Here is a 21307-nt window from a genome sequence, read left to right as displayed (position 1 = left end):
AGTTTATAAAGATGGATTCTCTTTAAGCAGTTTAGAATTTGCTTTTAAGGATTGGCATTTATATTTTTTATCAGGATTTATTATTATGTCTAATACTTTAACAGGTACAGTAAAGTGGTTTAACGAGTCAAAAGGCTTTGGTTTTATCGCTCAGGAAAATGGCCCAGACGTTTTTGCACACTTCAGTGCAATCAAAGGCGACGGTTTCCGTACTCTAGCTGAAGGCGAGCGTGTAGAATTTAAACTTACTACAGGCCAAAAAGGTCCTCAAGCTGAGGAAATCGTTAAGCTGTAACTGTCACAGTTGATACGAATTTTAAAAGGCAAGCTTAGCTTGCCTTTTTTGTTGCCTATCTCTCGCTGTTCTTATACTTACCCCTTCCTATCCTGCTCACTGCCTTAGCAATGTTTGCCCTACTCCTAATCTTATTTATTAAAAGCATGTCACGTTAGTTTATTACTTTATCAGTACTATTAGATTGGCAGACGCTTGCTTAGCCATAATAAATAAGGTGAATAGTGTGAATAATAAGATTGTCGACAATTTATTTGTTTGTAGGTTGACGTTAACGTAAAGTGTATCTATATTGTTGGCAATTGATAAAAACTATTGCGTGATCATTTGATGAACTTCTTTCAAGAAAAAGCTGTAACCTCTTCAGATAAAACGTTTTTTCAATTGAGGGAAGAGATCGTTGAAGGCCATATATCAGCGGGCTCAAAGCTGAGTGAAGTTGAATTGTCGACAAAGTATGAGGTTAGCCGTGCAGTCGTTCGTGAAGCCATCAACCGCTTAGAAGCGTGCAACATTGTTGAGCGTAAAGCCAATGTCGGTGCGCGCGTTGTGACTTTAACATCCGAAGGCTTACTTGAGCTGTATCAGATCCGAGAAGCATTGGAAGGCATGGCGGCAAGGCTTGCTGCACAAAATATGCCTGATGCTGAGATAAATCAATTGAGCAGTTTGTTAAAAGGCCAGCAAGATGAGGTAAAGCAGCGCAACGTCTACTATCAAGAGGCGGGAGATTTGGACTTTCATTACCGCATTATCGTTGGCAGCCAAAATCAACAATTGATCACTATGCTGAGCAATGGGATTTACCACTTAGCAAGAATGTATCGAGTTCAGTTAGGTATGACTGGACCAAGAGTGACAACAGCTTATGACGAGCACATACATATCGTAAGAGCCATCGCAAATCGTGATGGCGAATTGGCAGAGATTTTAATGCGACGCCATATTCAATACTCAAAAAATAATATCGCCGTCAAGCTATCAAACATGAAGTAAACATCACAGGAGAGTACACCATCATGAGTGCAGGAAAAAAATTTCGTGACGCATTAAATGCAAATCAACCATTACAGATTGTAGGCACGATTAACGCTTATAGCGCGATTATGGCAAAGCAAATAGGTCACCAAGCAATTTATTTATCTGGTGGTGGTGTCGCAAATGCATCATATGGCTTACCTGATTTAGGCATGACCTCTTTAAATGATGTCATTGCAGATGTTCAGCGCATTACATCTGCTTGTGATTTACCCCTGATGGTGGACATTGATACAGGATGGGGCGGTGCATTTAACATTGCTAAAACGATCCGCGATATGGAAAAAGCTGGTGCTGCGGCGGTACATATTGAAGACCAAGTGGCACAAAAACGCTGTGGTCATAGACCAAACAAAGAAATTGTATCAACAGAAGAAATGGCCGATCGAATCAAAGCGGCGGTGGATGCGCGTACTGATAAAGACTTTTTCATAATGGCGCGTACTGATGCCTTTGCTCAAGAAGGCTTAGACGCTGCGATTGCACGTGCAAAAGCCTATGTAGAAGCGGGCGCAGATGGCATTTTTGCAGAAGCGATTCAAACTGAAGAACACTACAGAGCATTTTCAGAAGCGTTAGATGTGCCAATCTTAGCGAACATGACAGAGTTTGGTAAGACTGAACTTTGGAGCAAGCAACAGCTTGGTGAGTGGGGCGTCGGCATGGTGCTGTATCCTCTAAGCGCATTCCGTGCGATGAATAAAGCAGCCGAGCTGGTATATCGTACTTTATTGAATGATGGTGACCAAAAAGCAGTTGTAGATACCATGCAAACACGTATGGATTTATATGATTATCTTGGTTATCACGATTACGAGCAAAAGCTTGATGCATTGTTTGCTCAAGGTAAAAACAAGTAACAAATAATATAAAAGAGCGTGTTTTAGCACGCTCAGAAAAAAGATTCTAAAATTCAGCAGGTAAAAAATTTTCAGGAGAAAGTGATGGCTAAAGTACTAAGTGGTGCAGGTCTACGTGGTCAAGTAGCAGGGAAAACTGCATTATCAACAGTAGGAAAATCTGGTTCAGGGCTAACTTATCGCGGTTATGATGTTAAAGATTTGGCTGAGAACTGTCAGTTTGAAGAAGTTGCATACCTTATTCTTAAAGGTAAACTGCCAAATCAAAGCGAGCTTGACGAATATAAAGCCCTATTGAAGTCAATGCGTGGTTTACCTGTGGCACTTAAAGACGTGTTAGAACGTATTCCAGCAGATGCACACCCAATGGATGTGCTGCGTACAGGTTGCTCTATGTTGGGTAACTTGGAAGGCGAAGCTAGCTTTGATGAGCAAGGTAAAGTGACAGACCGTATGCTGGCGTGTTTCCCAAGCATTATTTGTTATTGGTATCGCTTTAGCCATGATGGTGTTCGCGTTGATGTTGAAACAGATGATGATTCTATTGGCGCGCATTTCTTACACTTACTGCGTGGTGAAAAGCCATCAGAGCTTCACGAGCGCGTTATGCATGTATCACTTATCCTTTATGCTGAGCATGAATTCAATGCATCTACTTTCACTGCACGTGTATGTGCGTCAACACTATCAGACATGCATTCTTGTGTGACAGGCGCAATTGGTTCACTGCGTGGTCCACTTCACGGTGGTGCAAATGAAGCTGCGATGGAGATGATTGAGCGCTTTGAATCAGCGGATCACGCTGAGCAAGAAATGATGGGCATGTTAGAGCGCAAAGAGAAAATCATGGGCTTTGGTCATGCGATTTATTCTGAGTCAGATCCACGTAATGAAATTATTAAAACATGGTCTGAAAAACTGGCTGCAGATGTTGGCGATACAGTGCTTTACCCTGTGTCTGTTCGCTGTGAAGAAGTGATGTGGCGTGAGAAGAAGTTATTCTGTAACGCGGATTTTTTCCATGCATCTGCATATAACTTCATGGGGATCCCAACGAAGCTATTTACCCCAATTTTTGTGATGTCTCGCCTAACGGGCTGGGCTGCACACGTGATGGAGCAGCGTGCGGATAACCGTATTATTCGTCCTTCGGCTGAATATACAGGTGAAGATCTTCGCCCAGTGCCTGCGATTGCAGCACGCTAGTTATAGCCGACGACTTATATTGAGCGTAAGTCGTGAGCATGCAGTGCTTAATAGCGCTGCATGCTAAGCACACCGTCACATCTTCAGTTGGAAAAAGCAGTTATGAACACCCAATACCGTAAACGATTACCTGATTCTACTCTATGTTACTATGATACGCGCGAGGCCATCGAAGCGATAAAGCCCGGCGCATATGATGGATTACCCTACACTTCTAAAGTCCTCGCAGAAAACCTAGTGCGCAGAGCTGAGCCTGAAAAGCTTAATGATTTTTTGACACAAATAATTGAAAGACGCAGAGACCTAGACTTCCCGTGGTTTCCAGCGCGTGTAGTGTGTCACGATATTCTTGGTCAAACAGCACTGGTTGATTTAGCAGGTCTTCGTGATGCCATCGCAGAAAAAGGGGGCGATCCTGCCAAAGTTAATCCGGTTGTACCAACTCAGCTAATTGTTGATCACAGTCTGGCTGTAGAGCATGCAGGTTATGAGGAAAATGCGTTCGAGAAAAACCGAGCGATAGAAGATCGCCGTAACGATGACCGTTTCCACTTTATAAACTGGACAAAAACAGCGTTTAAAAATGTCGATGTGATCCCACCGGGTAACGGTATTCTTCACCAGATCAATCTAGAAAAAATGTCGCCAGTTGTTCAAGCGCGAGATGGGGTTGCATTTCCTGATACGCTAGTTGGCACTGACAGCCATACTCCGCATGTTGATGCATTGGGCGTAATTGCCATTGGTGTGGGTGGCTTAGAAGCTGAGAGCGTCATGCTTGGCCGTGCATCCTATATGCGACTGCCAGATATTGTGGGTGTTGAGCTGGTAGGTAAACGCCAGCCGGGTATCACTGCAACGGATATTGTATTAGCAATTACCGAATTTTTACGTAATGAAAAAGTGGTCTCAACCTACTTAGAGTTTTTCGGTGAAGGCGCAAATGACTTAACCCTTGGCGACCGTGCGACTATTTCAAATATGACACCAGAATATGGCGCAACGGCTGCTATGTTCTACATAGATCAGAAAACGATTGATTACTTAAAGCTCACGGGCCGTGACGATGAGCAAGTCGAGTTAGTAGAGAAGTATGCCAAGCTGACAGGTTTGTGGGCTGACGCTATGACTGAAGCCAAGTATGAGCGCGTATTAAAGTTCGATTTATCCAGTGTAGGACGTAATTTAGCGGGTCCATCTAATCCGCATCGCCGTGTGGCAACGCAAGATTTAGCCAAACAAGGCATCGTCGCGGATTACGAAAAAACAGAAGATCAAATGCCTGATGGCGCGGTGATCATCGCTGCAATCACCAGCTGTACCAATACCAGTAATCCACGAAATGTCGTTGCTGCTGGGTTGCTGGCAAGAAACGCTAATAAACTTGGCTTGAAGCGCAAGCCGTGGGTCAAAACATCATTTGCACCGGGTTCTAAAGCGGTGCGCTCTTATATGACTGAAGCAGACTTACTACCAGAGCTTGAAGCGCTTGGTTTTGGCATTGTGGCGTTTGCATGCACTACGTGTAACGGAATGAGTGGGGCGCTTGACCCTAAAATCCAACAAGAGGTCATCGACAGAGACTTATATGCAACTGCCGTATTGTCAGGTAACCGAAACTTTGATGGTCGTATTCACCCATATGCAAAGCAAGCGTTCTTAGCGTCACCGCCATTGGTGGTGGCTTACGCAATTGCAGGTAGTGTGCGCTTTGATATTGAGCAAGATGTTCTTGGCCATGACCAAGCGGGCAATCCGGTAACACTGAAAGATATTTGGCCAAGTGATGAAGAGATTGATGCGGTGATAGCAAAAAGTGTAAAACCACAGCAATTTAGAGAAGTATACGACCCTATGTTCAATCTCACGGTTGATTATGGTGAAGATAACGACCCATTGTATGAATGGCGCGAAATGAGCACTTATATCCGTCGTCCTCCATATTGGGAAGGGGCGCTTGCGGGCGAGCGTACGATGAAGGGCATGAGGCCGCTGGCAATTCTAGGTGACAATATCACTACCGACCACCTCTCACCTTCTAACGCAATTATGGCAAGCAGTGCAGCAGGTGAATACCTGTCCAAAATGGGCCTGCCTGAAGAGGACTTTAACTCTTATGCGACTCACCGAGGAGATCACTTAACCGCGCAGCGTGCAACGTTTGCGAATCCGAAGCTACTCAATGAAATGGTGAAGGAAAATGGTGAAGTGAAACAAGGCTCTCTTGCACGTCTTGAGCCTGAAGGCCAAGTGACCCGTATGTGGGAAGCAATTGAAACATATATGGATAGGAAGCAGCCGCTTATTATTGTGGCAGGTGCGGACTATGGTCAGGGCTCCTCGCGAGATTGGGCGGCAAAAGGGGTGCGTCTTGCGGGTGTTGAAGTGATTGTTGCTGAAGGGTTCGAACGTATTCACAGAACCAACCTAATTGGTATGGGTGTATTACCGCTGGAGTTTAAGGCTGGCACAACAAGATTGACACTTGAGTTAGATGGCACAGAGACCTATGACGTTGTGGGTGAGCGCACACCGGGTACAACGTTGACGTTGGTGATTAATCGTCAAAATGGTGAGCGTATCGAAGTGGATGTAACGTGCCGATTGGATACCGCAGAAGAGGTGTCTATTTATGAAGCGGGTGGCGTATTGCAACGTTTTGCAAAAGACTTTTTAGAAGCCAACGCTTAATCAATATTATCGAAATAAACCCAAGCAATGCTTGGGTTTATTGTTAGGAAGGATTATGAGTTTTAAACCACAAATTAAAATTCCCGCCACATATATGCGTGGTGGGACTTCAAAAGGTGTATTTTTCAATCTAGAAGACTTACCTAAAGGCGCACAAGTTGCCGGTAAATTGCGCGATGATATTTTACTTCGCGTGATCGGCAGCCCAGATCCGTATGCGAAACAAACTGATGGCATGGGGGGGGCGACTTCTAGCACGAGTAAAACGGTTATTTTGTCAAAGAGCACACAAGCGGACCATGATGTTGACTACTTGTTTGGACAAGTGGCTATCGATAAGCCATTTATCGATTGGAGTGGAAATTGCGGTAACTTAACCGCGGCGGTTGGTGCTTTTGCTATCAGCAATGGTTTGGTTGACAGTACTCGCATACCTGAAAATGGGATTGCAGTTGTCCGTATTTGGCAAGCAAATATCGGTAAAACCATCGTTGCGCATATTCCAATCACTCATGGTGAAGTGCAAGAAACTGGCGACTTTGAGTTAGATGGCGTGACGTTCCCGGCAGCTGAGGTGGTTGTTGAGTTCTTAGAACCAGCCGATGCAGATGCAGATATGTTCCCGAGCGGCAATTTAGTGGACGTACTTGAAGTGCCTGATGAAGGCGCTTTTGATGTGACCATGATAAATGCTGGGATCCCGACTTTATTCTTTAGAGCTGATGATTTGGGTTTTAACGGCACTGAATTGCAAGAGGCAATTAATGGCGATGCAAATACGTTGCAAAGGCTAGAGAAAATCCGCGCATATGGAGCGCTAAAAATGGGCCTGATCAACAAGTTGGAAGAAGCTAAGGTTCGTCAGCATACGCCCAAAATAGCTTTTGTTAGTGGTCCTTGTGCATACTCAGCATCCAGTGGTAAAGCCATCAGTGAGCAAGACATCGATCTAAATGTACGAGCGCTGTCTATGGGTAAGCTACACCATGCGATGATGGGCACTGCCGCGGTGGCCATAGCGACAGCTGCGGCAATTCCGGGTACTTTGGTCAATGAAGCCGCTGGCGGTGGACAACGAAATCAAGTCACGTTTGGGCACCCGTCTGGCACCTTAAAAGTCGGCGCTGAAGCAGAGCAAAATGGACAAAGGTGGTTAGCGAAAAAAGCCATCATGAGCAGAAGTGCACGTTTATTGATGGAAGGCGTTGTTCGCATACCATCACCCGAATAAAACGCAATAGGTTGAGGTGTTCACCTCAGCCATCCCTCGTCATTTTATCGGCGAACTCAACACAAGAAAAAACATCACATAAAGCAAAAGGAAAGTTTGGAAAACCATGCTAGAAGCTATTATTTCGCTCGCATTTACAACATTTTTGTTACTTGGCTCACCTGGCCCTGCCCCATTGGCGCTCGCTGCTGTTGGTGCAAGCTCTGGGGTTAGAGAAGGAGTGCCATTCTTACTGGGTATTTTGAGTGGCTTGCTGGTCGCTATTGTCGCGTCGGCAACAGGGTTAGGTGCATTACTGTTAAGCTTCCCGCAATTAACGCACGTATTGCAAGTCGCGGCTTTACTCTACTTACTTTACGTTGCATATAAAATTGCTACCAACAAAAGTGCTTTATCTTCAACAGGAGATAAGTCCGTTGGTTTTATGGATGGGTTCATTTTAAATTTGTTTAATCCCAAAGCGTATGCTGCCTGTATCGCTATATTTGCTAATGTCGCCTTGCCGTTTGAGTCTCAATTGCAGGCCAGTGTGGTTGCGGCCAGTATATTGTTTGCGGTTGCTGTAGTGGCAGATGCGCTATGGCTATATTTTGGTGGGGTTTTACACCGGGTTGTAAAAACTTCGCAACAGCTCAGATATTTAAGGTTGTTTTTTGCAAGCCTTTTAGTTTTACTTTTGGGGTATGTCACTCTATCCTCAAACCTAGTCTAAGTTTATAAAAAATAGGGAAGTTATGGGGTTATCTAAATCACAGTTTGTCGATGTTGCGCAGGTTTTACTGAGTGCGCCAAAAGGGGCTATCGATAAAGTTGATATCAAAGCCATGGTGGACTATTTAGGTACTGTTACCGGGATATTTACCAGCACAGATATGAATCAGTCTGATAAAACAGAAACCGCGTCAGGTGTTGCGATTTCTCCCGTGCAAGCGGCAAAGTGTTTTGAAGAAACTGTGAGAACACAATTATTTGCTCAAGGCGTCGCACAAGCGATAAATGACTGCATTAGAGAAAATGAAGCACCCGTGAGAATACTCTATGCAGGGACTGGGCCCTACGCTACTTTGCTCATACCTTTACTAGCAGTGAGTGATAACTTACCTGTTGAGATTACCTTAATAGATATTCATCAAGAGAATATTGATGCGGTGCATAAGTTAATTAACCACTTTAATCTTGGTCATTACCACATTCGTACGCATCATGCGGATGCGACGTTATGGCAACCGCAGTCGTCTCAAGAACGCTTTGATATCATTATTTCAGAAACCATGACGGCTTTGCTAAAACGCGAGCCACAAGTATATATTTTTAAACATTTGGTTCAGTTTTTAGCGCCTGAAGGCGTACTTATTCCGCAGCAGGTGAGCTTAAAAGCGTGGTTGACTCAAGGCGAGAACAAGGATGAGCGAGCTGAGTTACTTGGCGAGTTTTTCTGTTTAGATAAATCAACATCTTTGGCTTTAAGCCAGGAAGATTTAAGCTGTTTCTCATCTTGTCTCACTATTCCGGATAAAGATTGGTCAGGTTATACAGTTAAGCTCACCACGGATATTCAAGTGTATGGTGATTTGAGGTTGACCGAGGGGGATTGCAGCTTAAATATTGCATTTCACTTTAGCCCTTATGATGTCGTATTGGCAGCAAATGAGACTATTCAGTTTGATTATGTCGCACCAAGTAGCCCAGACTTTTCTATTGTCTTCCCAAAAGGAAAGTGGCAATGCAGTAATTATGAATTACCGACAAGTGACGATGTTGGAAGACTTGGCTTAGTGCAGTTGAAGCGCAGTTTTCAAAGGTCGTTTATGATAAAGCGAGGGGAACGTTTTGAGGTACCTGATCCAGAGTGGCATGCTGAGTTAGTTATTTATGACATGCTAGGGCTAAGCTGTGCTGAGGTAACAGCAAAAATGTTTGCGTTAGAGGCCTTTGCCGACTTTGAGCTATGGATTGAAGAGAATACGGTCGATATTTCACACATCAAAGTAGAAGCTATCAATGATGCCTTTCGTCAACGTTTACATGTTTGAGGACTAAAACTGAGCTTGCATAGACATCTCTAAAGACTGCTCATCATCGCTTTGCTCTTGATATCTTGCTTTGACAAAAAAGCTATGATTAACGAAGTACTTGCCCTCGACAAGTAGATGTGACTCGTTGCTGCCTAGTCCAAGGGCAAAGTGTTGGTTAAAATAATAATTCGCAATAAAGTTATTGTGGTTTTTACTGCTTGAATTTTCGTGAGTTAAATCAAGTGTGAAGTACTGTTGCTCACCAAGGCGTCGAAAGTAGCGCACTTCCACCTGCCAGTTGTCCAATTCATCATCACTGACAATAGTGGTACCCACATAAGCATTTTCATCGATATCTATATTGAGCTGGCCTTGTAGCCAAATAATATCGTCTGCGCCCGTCTGTTGCTGATGTTTGGCACTCACTTTCAAATTATCAAAAAATAAATAGCCAAATCCGATAGTGTAGTTGTCGTCGGTCTCACCTAAGTCAACAATACTTGCTGTTGCAAACCAATTTGAAATAAACAGCTCACCTTCCAGACCTGTAAATGCAGATTGTTCATCATTGGTATACGTTGCCAGCAGATTGGTGTCTGTATCTAGATAACCGAAGTCATCCCACACCCAAAAGTTGGCTTGAGGTGCAAAGTAATAATGGCTACTCAGCTGCAAGGTATGCGTGTCCGCATCCTCTAGTTTGGTATAAGTGGCTTGATTGAACCAAGTCTTTTCTGTTTGTGCATAGCTGTAAGTAGTGATCAAACTCACTAAAAAAAAGATTATGATTTTCAATGGCTTTTCCATTTTTTTAGGCTTACTCGGAGCAAAGGTTTTAATGAGCGCGTTTTTTTAAGGATAGTATATTTATTAAAATGTGCGCGATAGCTTAAATTGAACTATTGTAAAAAAGGGTATTGTTTACTTATTTTTTACTTTTTAAAAGCGGCATTTGCAATGAGTGAATTCCATGGTATTTCAGTTGGTACAGAGCGTCGGGACTTCGGTTTATTACTAAGTTTTAAAGCCGTTGGCAGGCTCACTCACCAAGACTATGTGGTTGTCTTACCTATAGTTGATCAAGTGGTCATGCACAGTATGAATGAAGATATTTGTGTGTTAATTGATCTAACTGAGTTACAAGGGTGGGAAGTAAGTGAAGCATGGACAGATATTCGACTTGCTTGCAAATACAGTGATCAATTTGCACGTACTGCTGTAATTGGCTGCAATCGGTGGCAGCGAATTATGTCCATCATTGGCGGCTGGGTATTAGGCGGGCAAACTCGTTATTTTTCTGAACCCCACTCTGCACAGCATTGGCTAAATCATCTGTGATGGTCTAAAGCAATGTTGTTACCACTTGATTTGCATTCTCTTATTCGTTAAAACTCCTTTATTTACGGATTAAGTTTGGAATACATATGGCGTGCGTATTGATCACTGGCGCAAACAGAGGCATTGGGTTTGCTCTTGCTAAATTATATCTAGATTCTGGCTGGCATGTTTTGGCAACCGTTAGAGACATAAATTCAAGCGAGGCCTTACGTGATTTGACTGGGGTGGAAGCATCAGGTGTGCTTGATATATACCCATTAGATGTCACTAATTATATTCAGCTTGACGACCTAGCCAAGCAACTTAGTGCGCAGGCGATTGATGTTGTGATCAATAATGCTGGATTATATGGGCCGAAGGGATATGGTTTTGGGCAGTGTGATGTAGAAGCTTGGCGCAGGGTAATGGAAGTGAATGTGATTGCGCCTGCCAAGTTGGCTGAGGCATTTTATCCACACCTGTTAAGAGGGCACGGTAAGATCTTTGCAGCCTTATCTTCACGTGTAGGCAGCCATACAGAAAATACCAAAGGCGGTGGGTATATCTACCGAAGCTCTAAAGCTGCGCTTAATTCGGTAGTAAAGAGCTTGTCTAATGACTTATTGCCACAAGGGATAAAAACCGTTGCATTACACCCAGGTTGGGTAAAGACCCAGATGGGTGGACCAAATGCTTTGATCACACCTCAAGAGTCGGCATCTGGGCTAAAACGCGTATTAGATAACTTACAAGATAAGCAAAGTGGTAGTTTCTTGAGCTTTGATGGTAGCGTCATACCTTGGTGATTTAACATCTTTAAGGCGTATTATCTATGCTTTTGAAGTGATTTGAAAAAGCGGATAACCAATGGATTGCTGATACAGATCAATAACCTTTTATGTGTATCTGCAACACTGAAGTTAAGCCAATAAGTATCTCAGAAGGATCCATTTATGAGCATAGAAAAACACGACTTACTGCACGAATTCCCAGATCATCATCACACTATCCGCCATTTAAAAATGAACGACAATCACTTTGCAAAACTGTTCAATAAGTACAATGAGCTAGACAAAGAAGTGCGTCGAATCGAAGAGGGTGTTGAAAACACCACTGACGATTATTTGGACACGAAAAAAATGGAGCGTGTTCAGCTTAAAGATGAATTATTTGGTTTGATAAAAAAGGCAGAAGCGACAATTTAATTTGTATGCTTTTGACCTAATTTAAAATAGGAGGTCACTGACCTCCTATTTATACATGTTATTTTGCAACTATATGCAACGCTGTTTAGCTTATGGTACCAAATCTGATTATTGGCATTTTATTGTTGCATAAAGCTGATAACACTGGTTTTTACTGCCTGTGCTCTTGTATACCCAAGACTTTCCATACCAGTCGTAATTTGCATATGAAGACTCATCTTCACCACATGTGATTGTGCTGCCACTGACTTCTTGGTTGTGACCACGCTCTTCACAGAACTGGTTACCATTTGTTGAACCTACAAAAAACGGCTGAAGGCGACCATTTACCCAAACACGAGGGCTGTAATAAGTTACGACGCTTGAAGCAAATACACCTTGATTGGCTGCGATAGTGACTTCTGCCTTTTCAAACGCAACATTACTATTTTCCATCGTTTCTAGTTCAATTGCATTGGCCGCTGCAACACCAGACAGGCTTGTAAATAAAGCTGCGATTACTAACTTTTTCATTTTATTTTCCTTATTTGAGTTTAATTGCCTGTCTCATTAAACGGTTCAAATATTGAAATAAGATGTGCTTTTTGTTTAATTTTTGATCTTTTTGTGTGTCTGTTACAATCGTCTTTGGTAAAGCCTGCTACTAAAACAGGCGATCCTTAAGTTGCGCATAGTGATAAAAGCCCAGTTGGCCTAAACGACTAAGTCGCGCAAAGGGCACTTTAGGCGCGGCGGATTGATAGATTGGCAGCGATGGCGTATCTAATGACATGGTCATTTGTGATAAGCGATATGCTGCTTGGGTACTGAAGGCGACGCCTGCGCCACAGTAGCCAATGGCATAGCCAACGCCATCTTGGAAATATATATGAGGATGATCATCCAAAGTCGCTGCAATATAGCCATGCCAGTAATAATCGGTCTCGATTGAATTAAGTGCAGGGAAGCCATTTTGCATGGCGTCTTTGAGGTGGGATTGGTAGGTTTGCTTGTTTTGATCTTTCCCATACACAGCACCTCTGCCGCCAAATAGCAGTCGGTTGTCTGGTAATAGTCGGTAGTAATATTTGAGCGTTCGGGTATCCATCATAACTTGGTGTGTTTTGAGGCCCGTCTCGGCTAACTCGTTACATGTAAGTGGGCGGGTAACCAAAATACTACTTAATATCGGGATATATTTATGATTAATGGCAGGGTGAAAACGTTTGCTGCCATACGCATTTGAGGTAATAAGAAGCTTGTTAGCTCGCAGTAAAACATCATTTACTTTTACTACGTGAGTATTACCAATTTTAGGCATATGCTCTGCAAGACTGTGCTCGAATATATCCACACCAGCTTGCAATACCAAGGCTTTGTATGCACTTAGGAGCTTTAAAGGGTTTAGGCCAAACCCATGCTGATTTCTCACTGCCCCGTGGGTGTGAGGCATATTCAGGTAGTGCTCTTTTAGCTCATTGGGCGTGATAACCGATAGCTTCTCATCACAAAAGGCCTTTTTTGCAAACTCATAACCTTGATGTAAGGTCTCCATTGCAGGTTTAGAGTGGGCAATTTTCAAATATCCATGTGATTGTTTGTCGCAGTCAATATTGTGTTCTTGAATTAACCCTTCTAAACGAGTGACACCATTTTGGTATTCTTGATATACCTGTGAAGCAATATCTCGTCCCCAAATTTTCACCATGTTTAATGGAGTTAATCTGCCTGTGGTGGGCAATGCAAACCCGGCATTTCTCGCGCTTGCACCAAACCCCACTTGGTTTGCTTCAAGTACACAAACTTTTTGATTGTGCATGGTGGCAAGATTGAAGGCGGTTAGTAACCCAGTAAAGCCGCCCCCAATAATGATGACATCATACCTATCAGCTTTTGTGGGCTGCCTAATATCTGCTTCTAGGGGGAATTGACTTGCCCAGTAACTAGAAGGCAGCGGCTGATTTTTGCAATTAGTCTGATAAAGAGGGTCGTATGTGCTCATTAAAATTCAATAACCATTTCAGCAGCTTGACAATGGCACTCATTACCACAGATAGGGCATACATAGCCATCATTTATACAGTTTTCAAGCCATCGGTCATCGTGCAGTTTTACCAGTTTTCCTCCAGACTTGAAGAAATATTTGACCGCGCCATTCCCCGGGCTTTGACACCAAAGGTGAGCAACGCCTGCTTTTGCACCCTGCTGTTTTAATACGTCGATTGAAGCTGCTAATAATTTGGGGCCAATGCCTTGTCCTTGTGCATCTGGATGTATCGCAATGCATTTAAAGTAGGCCATTGTCTCAACTGCAACGGGCCATTGTGATGGGGTGCACCATTTATCTATCTCCCATTGGCTTGGGCAGAAAGTCAGCCGTAAACCAACGACGCGATCTTTTGCATCAACAGCAACAAATGAAGAATTTAAACCATTTTTTAGGCCCATTTGATAAATTTTCTCAAGCTTTTCGTCATCGAGATAGTTTTCTCCATGTACCAAATTACCGAGAGAAATTACTTGAGAAAAATAATCATGGTTTAGCTGAGTCAATCTAATCATCTTACTTATTCTTTTTTCTAATAATATTTCCCTATTTTGCCGAAGACTGAGTGATAATCAAGTGTACAATTGTTCAAAAAATGGGTAATTCACATTGACAGCGATGTCAATGTGTAATATTTGTTAATTTGATGATTATTGATATTCATCAAGTCAAAAGCAGCTGGTTACTGCTTTTTAGATACAACAGACAAAGAAAAATTGAATTCTAAATTCATTTAATTCAACAACATGTAAAGGTAAATTATGAATAACGGCAAAAAAGAGGTAAGTAAACTTACCAAACTCGCGGCTTTGTGTATGCCAATATTGTGTGCAAGTGCATTTACACATGGGATGAATGTGCAGCCTGATCCAAACAATCCCGGTGGATATGTTGTCTCCCGTGCAGATTTGAATACAGCGGAGCAAGCATTAACTTCTGACCCTATGTATGCAATTTGGTCTAAGGCACTTGAAACACGCAGCAATACAATTGTTGAGGCTATTTTACCGGGAGCTGCGAACAACCCAAGTAACGTTAAACGTGTTGAGCGAGTTTTTGGTCAAGCTGAGTGGGATTTCTTAACGCAAATGGCTGCGCCTGAATATACATATACGCGTTTTTTGCGTGCGATTGGTAAGTTCCCAGCTTTTTGTGGCGAGTATACCGATGGCCGAGATGCCGATGCAATTTGTAAAGAGTCTATCGTTACGGCATTTGCTCACTTTGCTCAAGAGACCGGCGGTCATATCTCTAAAGATAACACGTCTGACAATCCAAATGGACTAGAAGAGTGGCAGCAGGCACTTGTACATGTCCGCGAAATGGGATGGTCTGAAGGACAGGGCGGTTATCGCACTGGATGTGGTCAAAATGATTGGCAAAATCGCCGTTGGCCTTGTGGTGAAGGGCAAGGCTATTTTGGCCGTGGTGCAAAACAGCTCTCTTATCACTTTAACTACGGCATGTTTTCTGAAGTCATGTTTGATGGCGATGCCACAGTACTGTTGAATGACCCAGGTCGCGTTGCTGATTCATGGCTTAATTTAGCGTCTGCTATTTGGTTTTTCCTAACGCCTCAAGCGCCAAAGCCTGCTATGTTACATGTGATTGATAGAACTTGGGTGCCCTCGCAGGTTGAGCTCAATGCGGGCATTGGATATGGCTTTGGCACAACTATCAATGTCATAAATGGTGGTATTGAGTGTGGAGAACACAATCGTTATAAAGGCCAGCCTGTAAATCGTATTCGCTATTGGGAAGGGCTATCGCATTACTACAACATTCCAATTGAGGCTGATGAAGAGAATACGTGCTGGCAGCAAACCCCGTTTGGCAGCCTTAACCTCGATGGCGCAAGTGGTGTGCTTTACACTAATTGGGAAGCGAATTGGGCACATTATTCAGACAGACCGGGCGGTCACTCTTTTGAATGTAAATTAGTTGGATATCAAACAGCTTATTCAGCACTTGTCCCAGGTGATTATGAAAAATGCGTAACAAATTTCTATCAATCACACACCGGGTGGCCAAGTGTAACTGTGGTTGATACATTACCACCGATCGATGTTAAGCCGCCTGTAGGTGGAGCAAAAGCTTGGGATAGCAATAAAGTGTACCTTAAAGGTGATAAAGCCAGCTACCAAGATAAGGTCTATGAAGCGAAGTGGTGGACTAGAGGGGATACTCCAAGCCCTACAAATACCAGTGGGCCATGGAAGTTAATAAAATAAATACAGTGGGGAAACTGCGCGTTTCCCCAAAAACTACTTTGGCTGGTGGGTGAGACTATAACTGGCCATTTTATCAAACAGCTTAGACTCTACGCGTTTTTCGAAGCTTATCATACTGTTGAGATAGGCTGCTCTCAAGTCATTAAATGTGTGCTCTGTATTCAGCGCGTTTAGGGTTAATGTAACTGATAAATTATCAGGTTCAACTTTTTGCACAACGTCATCAAATTCTAGCTGTGGAATCGTTTCTTCTCCATCAGTGATGATTTGCCAGTGAGCTTTACCTTGTATGTCATTTTCCCATGCGTAGTTAACGGTTGCGAGATTTACTCTCTTGTCCACCGCACTAAAATCTAACTCAGCCATGTGGGACTCTTCTTTGATTGAATTAACAAATGACTCGTAGGCTGAGGTGAGCACATCATCTAGTTGGATGTGGGTAAGATCTGATATCTTTCCTTCATCGCTAACGCGATTCATCGCAGTGAAATATGAAGTATATGAAAGATCATCTGTGAGCTGCATATGACGTGGTCGGTTTAAAGATAAATAATTGACCGTTTCTAAGTCATTGAAAATCACAAGTTGGTTCTTATCTTTATAAGATGGGTGGGTGTAAGCGGCTTGATTAACTATCACTGAGTGTACTTCGTTATTACCTGAATGGGATGAGAAGTTAATTGTCTCTTGGTCATCAAACTGCATCGTACTTAAATCGACCAAAGTGCCAGGTGCCGTGATTTGCTGATCTGATAATGTGATAGTTGCGGCTTTCGATGTATCATACAATCCACCTTTGTGACCTGCTTCCGACTGAGTAAAGACAAGTGTTTGGGCATCAGTAGCGCAAGTATTAAACTGTTCTTGTGCTTCTGATAATAAAATGGGTGTTGCGCCGACATTAAACACTGTTGAATCAGGTGATTCGGCTTTAAGTGTTCTTAAATCATATGTGATTGCACTGCATCCACAAGGTTCTTTATCATTAAAACTGAGTGAATCGATTTTAAAACCTTCAGCGACATTTAATAAGGTTTGGATCTGGAGGTGCTTCTCACCATTTTCAGTTGTGGCATTATAAACGAGAGAGACATGTTGTGTATTCTCAGGAAGCGTTGATGCTACTTCACCAGATGTAGATGTTTTCTCTGAAGAGATAAAACTGCCATCTGCACTGTGATAAACAATATCGGCGACAACTGCTTTACTACCACATGCATTGCTTTTAAATGTAGTTAATGAAAAATTTGGTTCCACAGTACTTGGTGGATTTTCTGTGCTTGGTCTTTCCGCGACTGGTTGGTTTGCCGAAGTATTATTATCACTTCCTCCACACCCTGTGAGTTGTATTGCACCTAATATGGCAATTAAAAGTCCATTTTTTTTAAGATTCATTTTTTGTGTCCTTTTGAGTTATTTTTTGATTAAAAAGTGATCATACATTGGTGTTGGAAGATTTAAAATAAGTGAATGTCGTTTATAAAATAATAAATATTTTATCTTTATTTAAGTAAACTTTTGTAAAGTTAACGTATTGGAATTTTTATTTCGAAGAATATAACCATCTTCCATATGGAAAATGATGTCCATATCCCGTGTTGAATAGTAGCATTGATTTTTTGTATGGTTTTGATTGCAAGTACGGCGCATTCAACTGCGTCGGAGATAAGGCTTGCTATACTCTGCGTTAGTAGTTGTGGAGGTATTGGTATTAAGTCTACCTCCGGATCCTGTAAAAGCATTGCTGAGGAAACCGCGTTAAAAATCCCCTTGTATTTGAGTTATATTGCTTGTTATTGTTTTATTATTAAAAATAGTAATGTTAAAGCATATTTAACAATGTGCTGGAGATTTTTTGGGGTGGAACAATGCATTATTATTGAAAATAATACATTGTTTATATGATTAGTTTAGCAGTGTTTTAATCTCAACTTTCCCTTGTTTATCTGCGTACTTGAATACAAAGTCTTCTGTGCCATTTTCATCAATATCAACAAGTACAATGTCGTTAGGATTATTAGGTAGAGTATGGTTTATCTTCTTTTGTTTTTTTCTTAATAGATTATTACTTTCACCATAAAAAATACTTAACGTATTATCTGAAGATTTAAAAACCAAATCATGCTTATTATCACCATTTAGGTCGCCAGTATAATAGGGCATGCCTTGCATTGAGCGTTTCATATCAACTTCTAGTTCAATTTCCTTTTCTGTATTTGGTGTCGTTTTAAATAATGTATGTGGATGCTGCTTAAAAAAGTGCATGTCAACGTCAATATCAGCCTTTCCACCACCTAGCGCCATTGCCGCAATGGTTGTTAAGCCGATGTCGACATTGAGGGTTTGCAGATCAAGCAACCCGTCACCATCAAAATCATATTCGATACGCATTCCTCCAGCACCAATGGTGTGGGGCAATTTTATAGCGCCGGAGTTAAAGCCTTTAGCTTGACCAAGATATAAATCATATTCTACTTTGGCCTCAAGGCCTGATATGCCTTCAGTGATAGGTCTTATTCTCGTGACTAAATCTAAATGTCCATCTTGGTTAATATCTAAAAGATCTTGTGTGGTTCGAATGCGGTTACCTGTAATTTTTCCAAATGAGGTAGGAAGGTGAATATATTCCACATTTGGTGCGTAACCTGTTTTATTACCATACAGCACAGCGACTTCTTGGCGAGTGCGAAACACTAAATCGGTAAAGCCATCAGCATTAAAATCATGAACAATGGGTAGTGAGGTAAAGTTTGTGCTGATTTCGAGCGATTCCCTATAGGAGTTGCTTCTCAGGGGCAAGTTGTATTCAAAGTCATGCTTTATAAATTGCCCAGTTGGCTGCTGAACAAAAAGCTCATTACGAGTAAATCCTGGTAAATAAATATCACTCAAGCCGTCACTATTGGCATCCAAAATAAACTCGACCTTCTCAAAGTCGTCCACCTGCAGGCGAGTGAGTAAACCTTTTGATTCAACAAGTTGTGTTGTTTTTTTTGGAGTGACCAAATAGACACCGCCGTTATCTAATACGAATGCTTGAACCTCTTTGGAATTCGCTATGTGTCCATAATGGAATCCTTTGGATGTCGCACTGATTGGCAGTTTCTGAGAGGTATTTTGGCTCAAATTGATACGCTCTAACGCCTTTTCTTCTTTATTCACAGCGAAAACAATAGGAGAGTCGGTTAGGACTAATGGGCTATCGGTGTCTATTTTTAGTGGCATCTGAGCGCTATAAGCATGGCTTGATATGATCATCCCAGTTGTCAAAATAGCTTTAAAGTTCATCATGTTTCTCCAAAACACAAGTTTACCCTTTACGAGTAAAAAATTTTATTGGGTTATTTTTCTCTTTTTATTACCAACTAGAATGGCTGAATTAGCTTTGCTAACTCGGTATTAGTTGAATTTGGCCATAAATAGTTCAATTTAGATGCTATGTGAGCAGTTTAAAGTGCGCAATGTAGAGGTTGTAATTATTTGTGACGACCTGTATGAAAAGGAGTGGTTTATTAAGTGGTTTAAAAAGCATAAAAGCGCTACAATTCGCGCCTTGTACGATACAAATGAGAAACCACCGTGACTGCAACCCGCCAACTGCTAGAGAGCCTAAATAGTGCCTTATTACAGGCATCAACATTGGAACAATATGCTGACAAAGTAGTACAACAGCACTTACAGGCAAACCCTGCTTGGACTGTCGAACAGCGCGCATATTTTGTTACAACTCTCTACGATTTGATCCGCTATAGTCGAAAGCTTTGTTGGGGACTAGGCCGTCGAGATTTAGTTAACTCTGTCACTGGATTAAATTCTGATGATGCGTGGCATATGTGGGGCGCGTACACTTTACTGAGCGGGCAAACACTCCCAGAGATCCCTGAAGTATCAGCATTGAATATAGCTGATATCGAAAAAGAACTCGCCAGTGCGCCTGAAGATGTGCTGCTGAGCATGCCAGCTTGGTTGGATGAGCGAGCGCGAAAGGAGTTGGGCGCAGTATGGGAGCAAATTGCCAGAGCGCTAAATAAGCCGGCTGAACACTTCATTCGAGTGAATTCACTCAAAAGTGACGCTGTCAGTGTTCAAGGGAGTTTGGCGAAAGAGCAGATAACCACTGTGCCTGTTGATGGTTTACCAAATACGCTTAAGGTTGAGCAAATGGGGTATTTGTTTAGAACAGATGCATTTCAAAAGGGTCACTTTGAGATGCAAGACGCCGGCTCTCAGCAAATAGCCAGTTTATTGGATATAAAGCCAGGCATGAAAGTCGTGGACGCGTGCGCTGGTGCGGGAGGTAAAAGCCTTCATATTGCTGCTTTGCTTGAGAATAAAGGGCGTTTGTTATCGCTAGATATTCATCAATATAAGCTGGATACGTTAAAAAAGCGTGCTAAGCGTGCAGGCTCTCATGTTATAGAAACGCGTCTGATCCAAAATAGTAAAACGATCAAAAGACAAAAAGAAAAGTTTGATCGTGTGCTGTTGGATGTGCCTTGTTCAGGTACGGGTATATTGCGACGCAACCCGGATGCAAAATGGCATTTGAATGAGCAAAATATTAATGACTTAATTGTATTGCAAAAGGATATTTTGCAAAGATACAGTCAGATGTGTCGAGTGGGTGGCAAGCTTGTCTATGCGACTTGCTCTATTTTACCCTCTGAAAATGGGCAACAGGTTCAAGCATTTTTAGCCAATAATCCACATTGGACTTTAGAGGAAGAATTAAGCTTAGTTCCCGGTGTAAATAGTGAATATGATGGTTTTTACGGCGCAGTATTAGTAAAAAATGATATTTCATGATTTATGGGGTTGAAGTTACACACTTTTGACCCAACAAAAAAGAATATATTACTAGGCGCGTATTTGACTGCATCTAGCGAACACATTAATCGTTTAAGGTTTGACAATGAATCCTATCATCGCACTACTTAAAGAGCACAATATTTCTGATGAACAAATTAAAGCTGTATTTCAGGCATTAACTGAAAACCCTTTAATGGCAATGGCGACTGTACAACAATTACCAATTCCACCTGAAAAATTACAGCAACTGATGGGACTTGTGATGCAAAACCCCGCCTTAATTAAAGAGGCCGTTGCGGAACTAGGGTTAGATTATTCGAAAGTAGAAGCCGCGAAGGCACAGCTAAATAAATAACTGACGATAACAAAGACAAAAAAGGCTT

The 21307-nt window shown here is 42.2% G+C and carries 20 protein-coding genes; 14 read left to right on the top strand and 6 right to left on the bottom strand.

The window, feature by feature from the left end; all coding sequences use genetic code 11:
• The first annotated feature begins 85 nt into the window (after positions 1 to 85).
• The 8 genes from N477_RS03270 to N477_RS03235 all read left to right on the top strand — a co-directional run bounded on the left by N477_RS03270 (position 86) and on the right by N477_RS03235 (position 9354).
• The gene (locus N477_RS03270) at positions 86 to 295 is read left to right on the top strand and encodes a cold-shock protein (protein ID WP_023398377.1); all 210 of its coding nucleotides are present in this window, start codon (positions 86 to 88) and stop codon (positions 293 to 295) included.
• A gap of 330 nt (positions 296 to 625) precedes the next feature.
• Positions 626 to 1291, top strand: coding sequence for a GntR family transcriptional regulator (locus tag N477_RS03265; RefSeq protein ID WP_063364288.1), 666 nt, complete (start codon positions 626 to 628; stop codon positions 1289 to 1291).
• 23 nt (positions 1292 to 1314) lie between these two features.
• Positions 1315 to 2193: a methylisocitrate lyase gene (gene prpB / locus N477_RS03260; protein ID WP_063364287.1), complete on the top strand. Its 879-nt coding sequence runs from the start codon at positions 1315 to 1317 to the stop codon at positions 2191 to 2193.
• An 84-nt stretch (positions 2194 to 2277) separates the two neighbouring features.
• Positions 2278 to 3399: a bifunctional 2-methylcitrate synthase/citrate synthase gene (gene prpC, locus N477_RS03255; RefSeq protein ID WP_039610685.1), complete on the top strand. Its 1122-nt coding sequence runs from the start codon at positions 2278 to 2280 to the stop codon at positions 3397 to 3399.
• Positions 3400 to 3501: 102 nt separating this feature from the next.
• Positions 3502 to 6090 (top strand): Fe/S-dependent 2-methylisocitrate dehydratase AcnD, encoded by a 2589-nt coding sequence (gene acnD / locus N477_RS03250; RefSeq protein ID WP_063364286.1) that lies wholly within the window; start codon positions 3502 to 3504, stop codon positions 6088 to 6090.
• A gap of 55 nt (positions 6091 to 6145) precedes the next feature.
• Positions 6146 to 7321: a 2-methylaconitate cis-trans isomerase PrpF gene (gene prpF, locus N477_RS03245; RefSeq protein WP_063364285.1), complete on the top strand. Its 1176-nt coding sequence runs from the start codon at positions 6146 to 6148 to the stop codon at positions 7319 to 7321.
• Between the two features lie 106 nt (positions 7322 to 7427).
• On the top strand, positions 7428 to 8033 hold the full coding sequence (locus N477_RS03240) for a LysE family translocator (protein ID WP_063364284.1): 606 nt from the start codon (positions 7428 to 7430) through the stop codon (positions 8031 to 8033).
• Between the two features lie 22 nt (positions 8034 to 8055).
• Positions 8056 to 9354, top strand: coding sequence for a hypothetical protein (locus N477_RS03235; RefSeq protein ID WP_063364283.1), 1299 nt, complete (start codon positions 8056 to 8058; stop codon positions 9352 to 9354).
• A 3-nt stretch (positions 9355 to 9357) separates the two neighbouring features.
• Here the strand turns inward: N477_RS03235 and N477_RS03230 are convergent, their stop codons facing one another.
• Positions 9358 to 10131 carry a putative porin gene (locus tag N477_RS03230; RefSeq protein WP_196760568.1) on the bottom strand — a complete coding sequence of 258 codons (774 nt, stop codon included), beginning with the start codon at positions 10129 to 10131 and terminating at the stop codon, positions 9358 to 9360.
• A gap of 162 nt (positions 10132 to 10293) precedes the next feature.
• Between N477_RS03230 and N477_RS03225 the strand changes: the two genes are divergently transcribed.
• The 3 genes from N477_RS03225 to N477_RS03215 all read left to right on the top strand — a co-directional run bounded on the left by N477_RS03225 (position 10294) and on the right by N477_RS03215 (position 11858).
• A complete protein-coding gene (locus tag N477_RS03225) occupies positions 10294 to 10674 on the top strand; it encodes an STAS/SEC14 domain-containing protein (protein ID WP_063364451.1) in 381 nt (126 codons plus the stop codon).
• Between the two features lie 86 nt (positions 10675 to 10760).
• Positions 10761 to 11459 (top strand): SDR family oxidoreductase, encoded by a 699-nt coding sequence (locus N477_RS03220; protein WP_063364281.1) that lies wholly within the window; start codon positions 10761 to 10763, stop codon positions 11457 to 11459.
• A 147-nt stretch (positions 11460 to 11606) separates the two neighbouring features.
• A complete protein-coding gene (locus N477_RS03215) occupies positions 11607 to 11858 on the top strand; it encodes a YdcH family protein (RefSeq protein WP_063364280.1) in 252 nt (83 codons plus the stop codon).
• Between the two features lie 108 nt (positions 11859 to 11966).
• Here the strand turns inward: N477_RS03215 and N477_RS03210 are convergent, their stop codons facing one another.
• The 3 genes from N477_RS03210 to N477_RS03200 form a co-directional block, all read right to left on the bottom strand.
• On the bottom strand, positions 11967 to 12371 hold the full coding sequence (locus N477_RS03210) for a hypothetical protein (RefSeq protein ID WP_081216640.1): 405 nt from the start codon (positions 12369 to 12371) through the stop codon (positions 11967 to 11969).
• Positions 12372 to 12501: 130 nt separating this feature from the next.
• Entirely contained in the window at positions 12502 to 13839 is a 1338-nt protein-coding gene (locus tag N477_RS03205) for an NAD(P)/FAD-dependent oxidoreductase (RefSeq protein WP_063364279.1), read from the bottom strand.
• Positions 13839 to 14396 (bottom strand): GNAT family N-acetyltransferase, encoded by a 558-nt coding sequence (locus tag N477_RS03200; protein ID WP_063364449.1) that lies wholly within the window; start codon positions 14394 to 14396, stop codon positions 13839 to 13841. Before N477_RS03200 ends, N477_RS03205 begins: the two co-directional genes overlap by 1 nt.
• A 303-nt stretch (positions 14397 to 14699) precedes the next feature.
• On the opposite strand from N477_RS03200, the gene N477_RS03195 reads away from it, so the two are divergent.
• Positions 14700 to 16115: a chitinase gene (locus tag N477_RS03195; protein WP_155731788.1), complete on the top strand. Its 1416-nt coding sequence runs from the start codon at positions 14700 to 14702 to the stop codon at positions 16113 to 16115.
• A gap of 33 nt (positions 16116 to 16148) precedes the next feature.
• Here the strand turns inward: N477_RS03195 and N477_RS03190 are convergent, their stop codons facing one another.
• Positions 16149 to 17510 carry a hypothetical protein gene (locus tag N477_RS03190; protein WP_063364278.1) on the bottom strand — a complete coding sequence of 454 codons (1362 nt, stop codon included), beginning with the start codon at positions 17508 to 17510 and terminating at the stop codon, positions 16149 to 16151.
• A gap of 510 nt (positions 17511 to 18020) precedes the next feature.
• Complete coding sequence (locus N477_RS03180) at positions 18021 to 19406, bottom strand: FG-GAP repeat domain-containing protein (protein ID WP_155731782.1); 1386 nt, start codon at positions 19404 to 19406, stop codon at positions 18021 to 18023.
• 288 nt (positions 19407 to 19694) lie between these two features.
• Between N477_RS03180 and N477_RS03175 the strand changes: the two genes are divergently transcribed.
• Positions 19695 to 20921: an RsmB/NOP family class I SAM-dependent RNA methyltransferase gene (locus N477_RS03175; protein WP_081216638.1), complete on the top strand. Its 1227-nt coding sequence runs from the start codon at positions 19695 to 19697 to the stop codon at positions 20919 to 20921.
• A gap of 106 nt (positions 20922 to 21027) precedes the next feature.
• On the top strand, positions 21028 to 21279 hold the full coding sequence (locus N477_RS03170; RefSeq protein WP_063364275.1) for a DUF2999 family protein: 252 nt from the start codon (positions 21028 to 21030) through the stop codon (positions 21277 to 21279).
• Positions 21280 to 21307 lie beyond the last annotated feature (28 nt).

It is taken from the genome of Pseudoalteromonas luteoviolacea H33-S (genome assembly GCF_001625695.1).
GTDB classification, from domain to species: domain Bacteria; phylum Pseudomonadota; class Gammaproteobacteria; order Enterobacterales; family Alteromonadaceae; genus Pseudoalteromonas; species Pseudoalteromonas luteoviolacea_B.
This window is presented reverse-complemented; position numbering and strand designations above follow the sequence as displayed.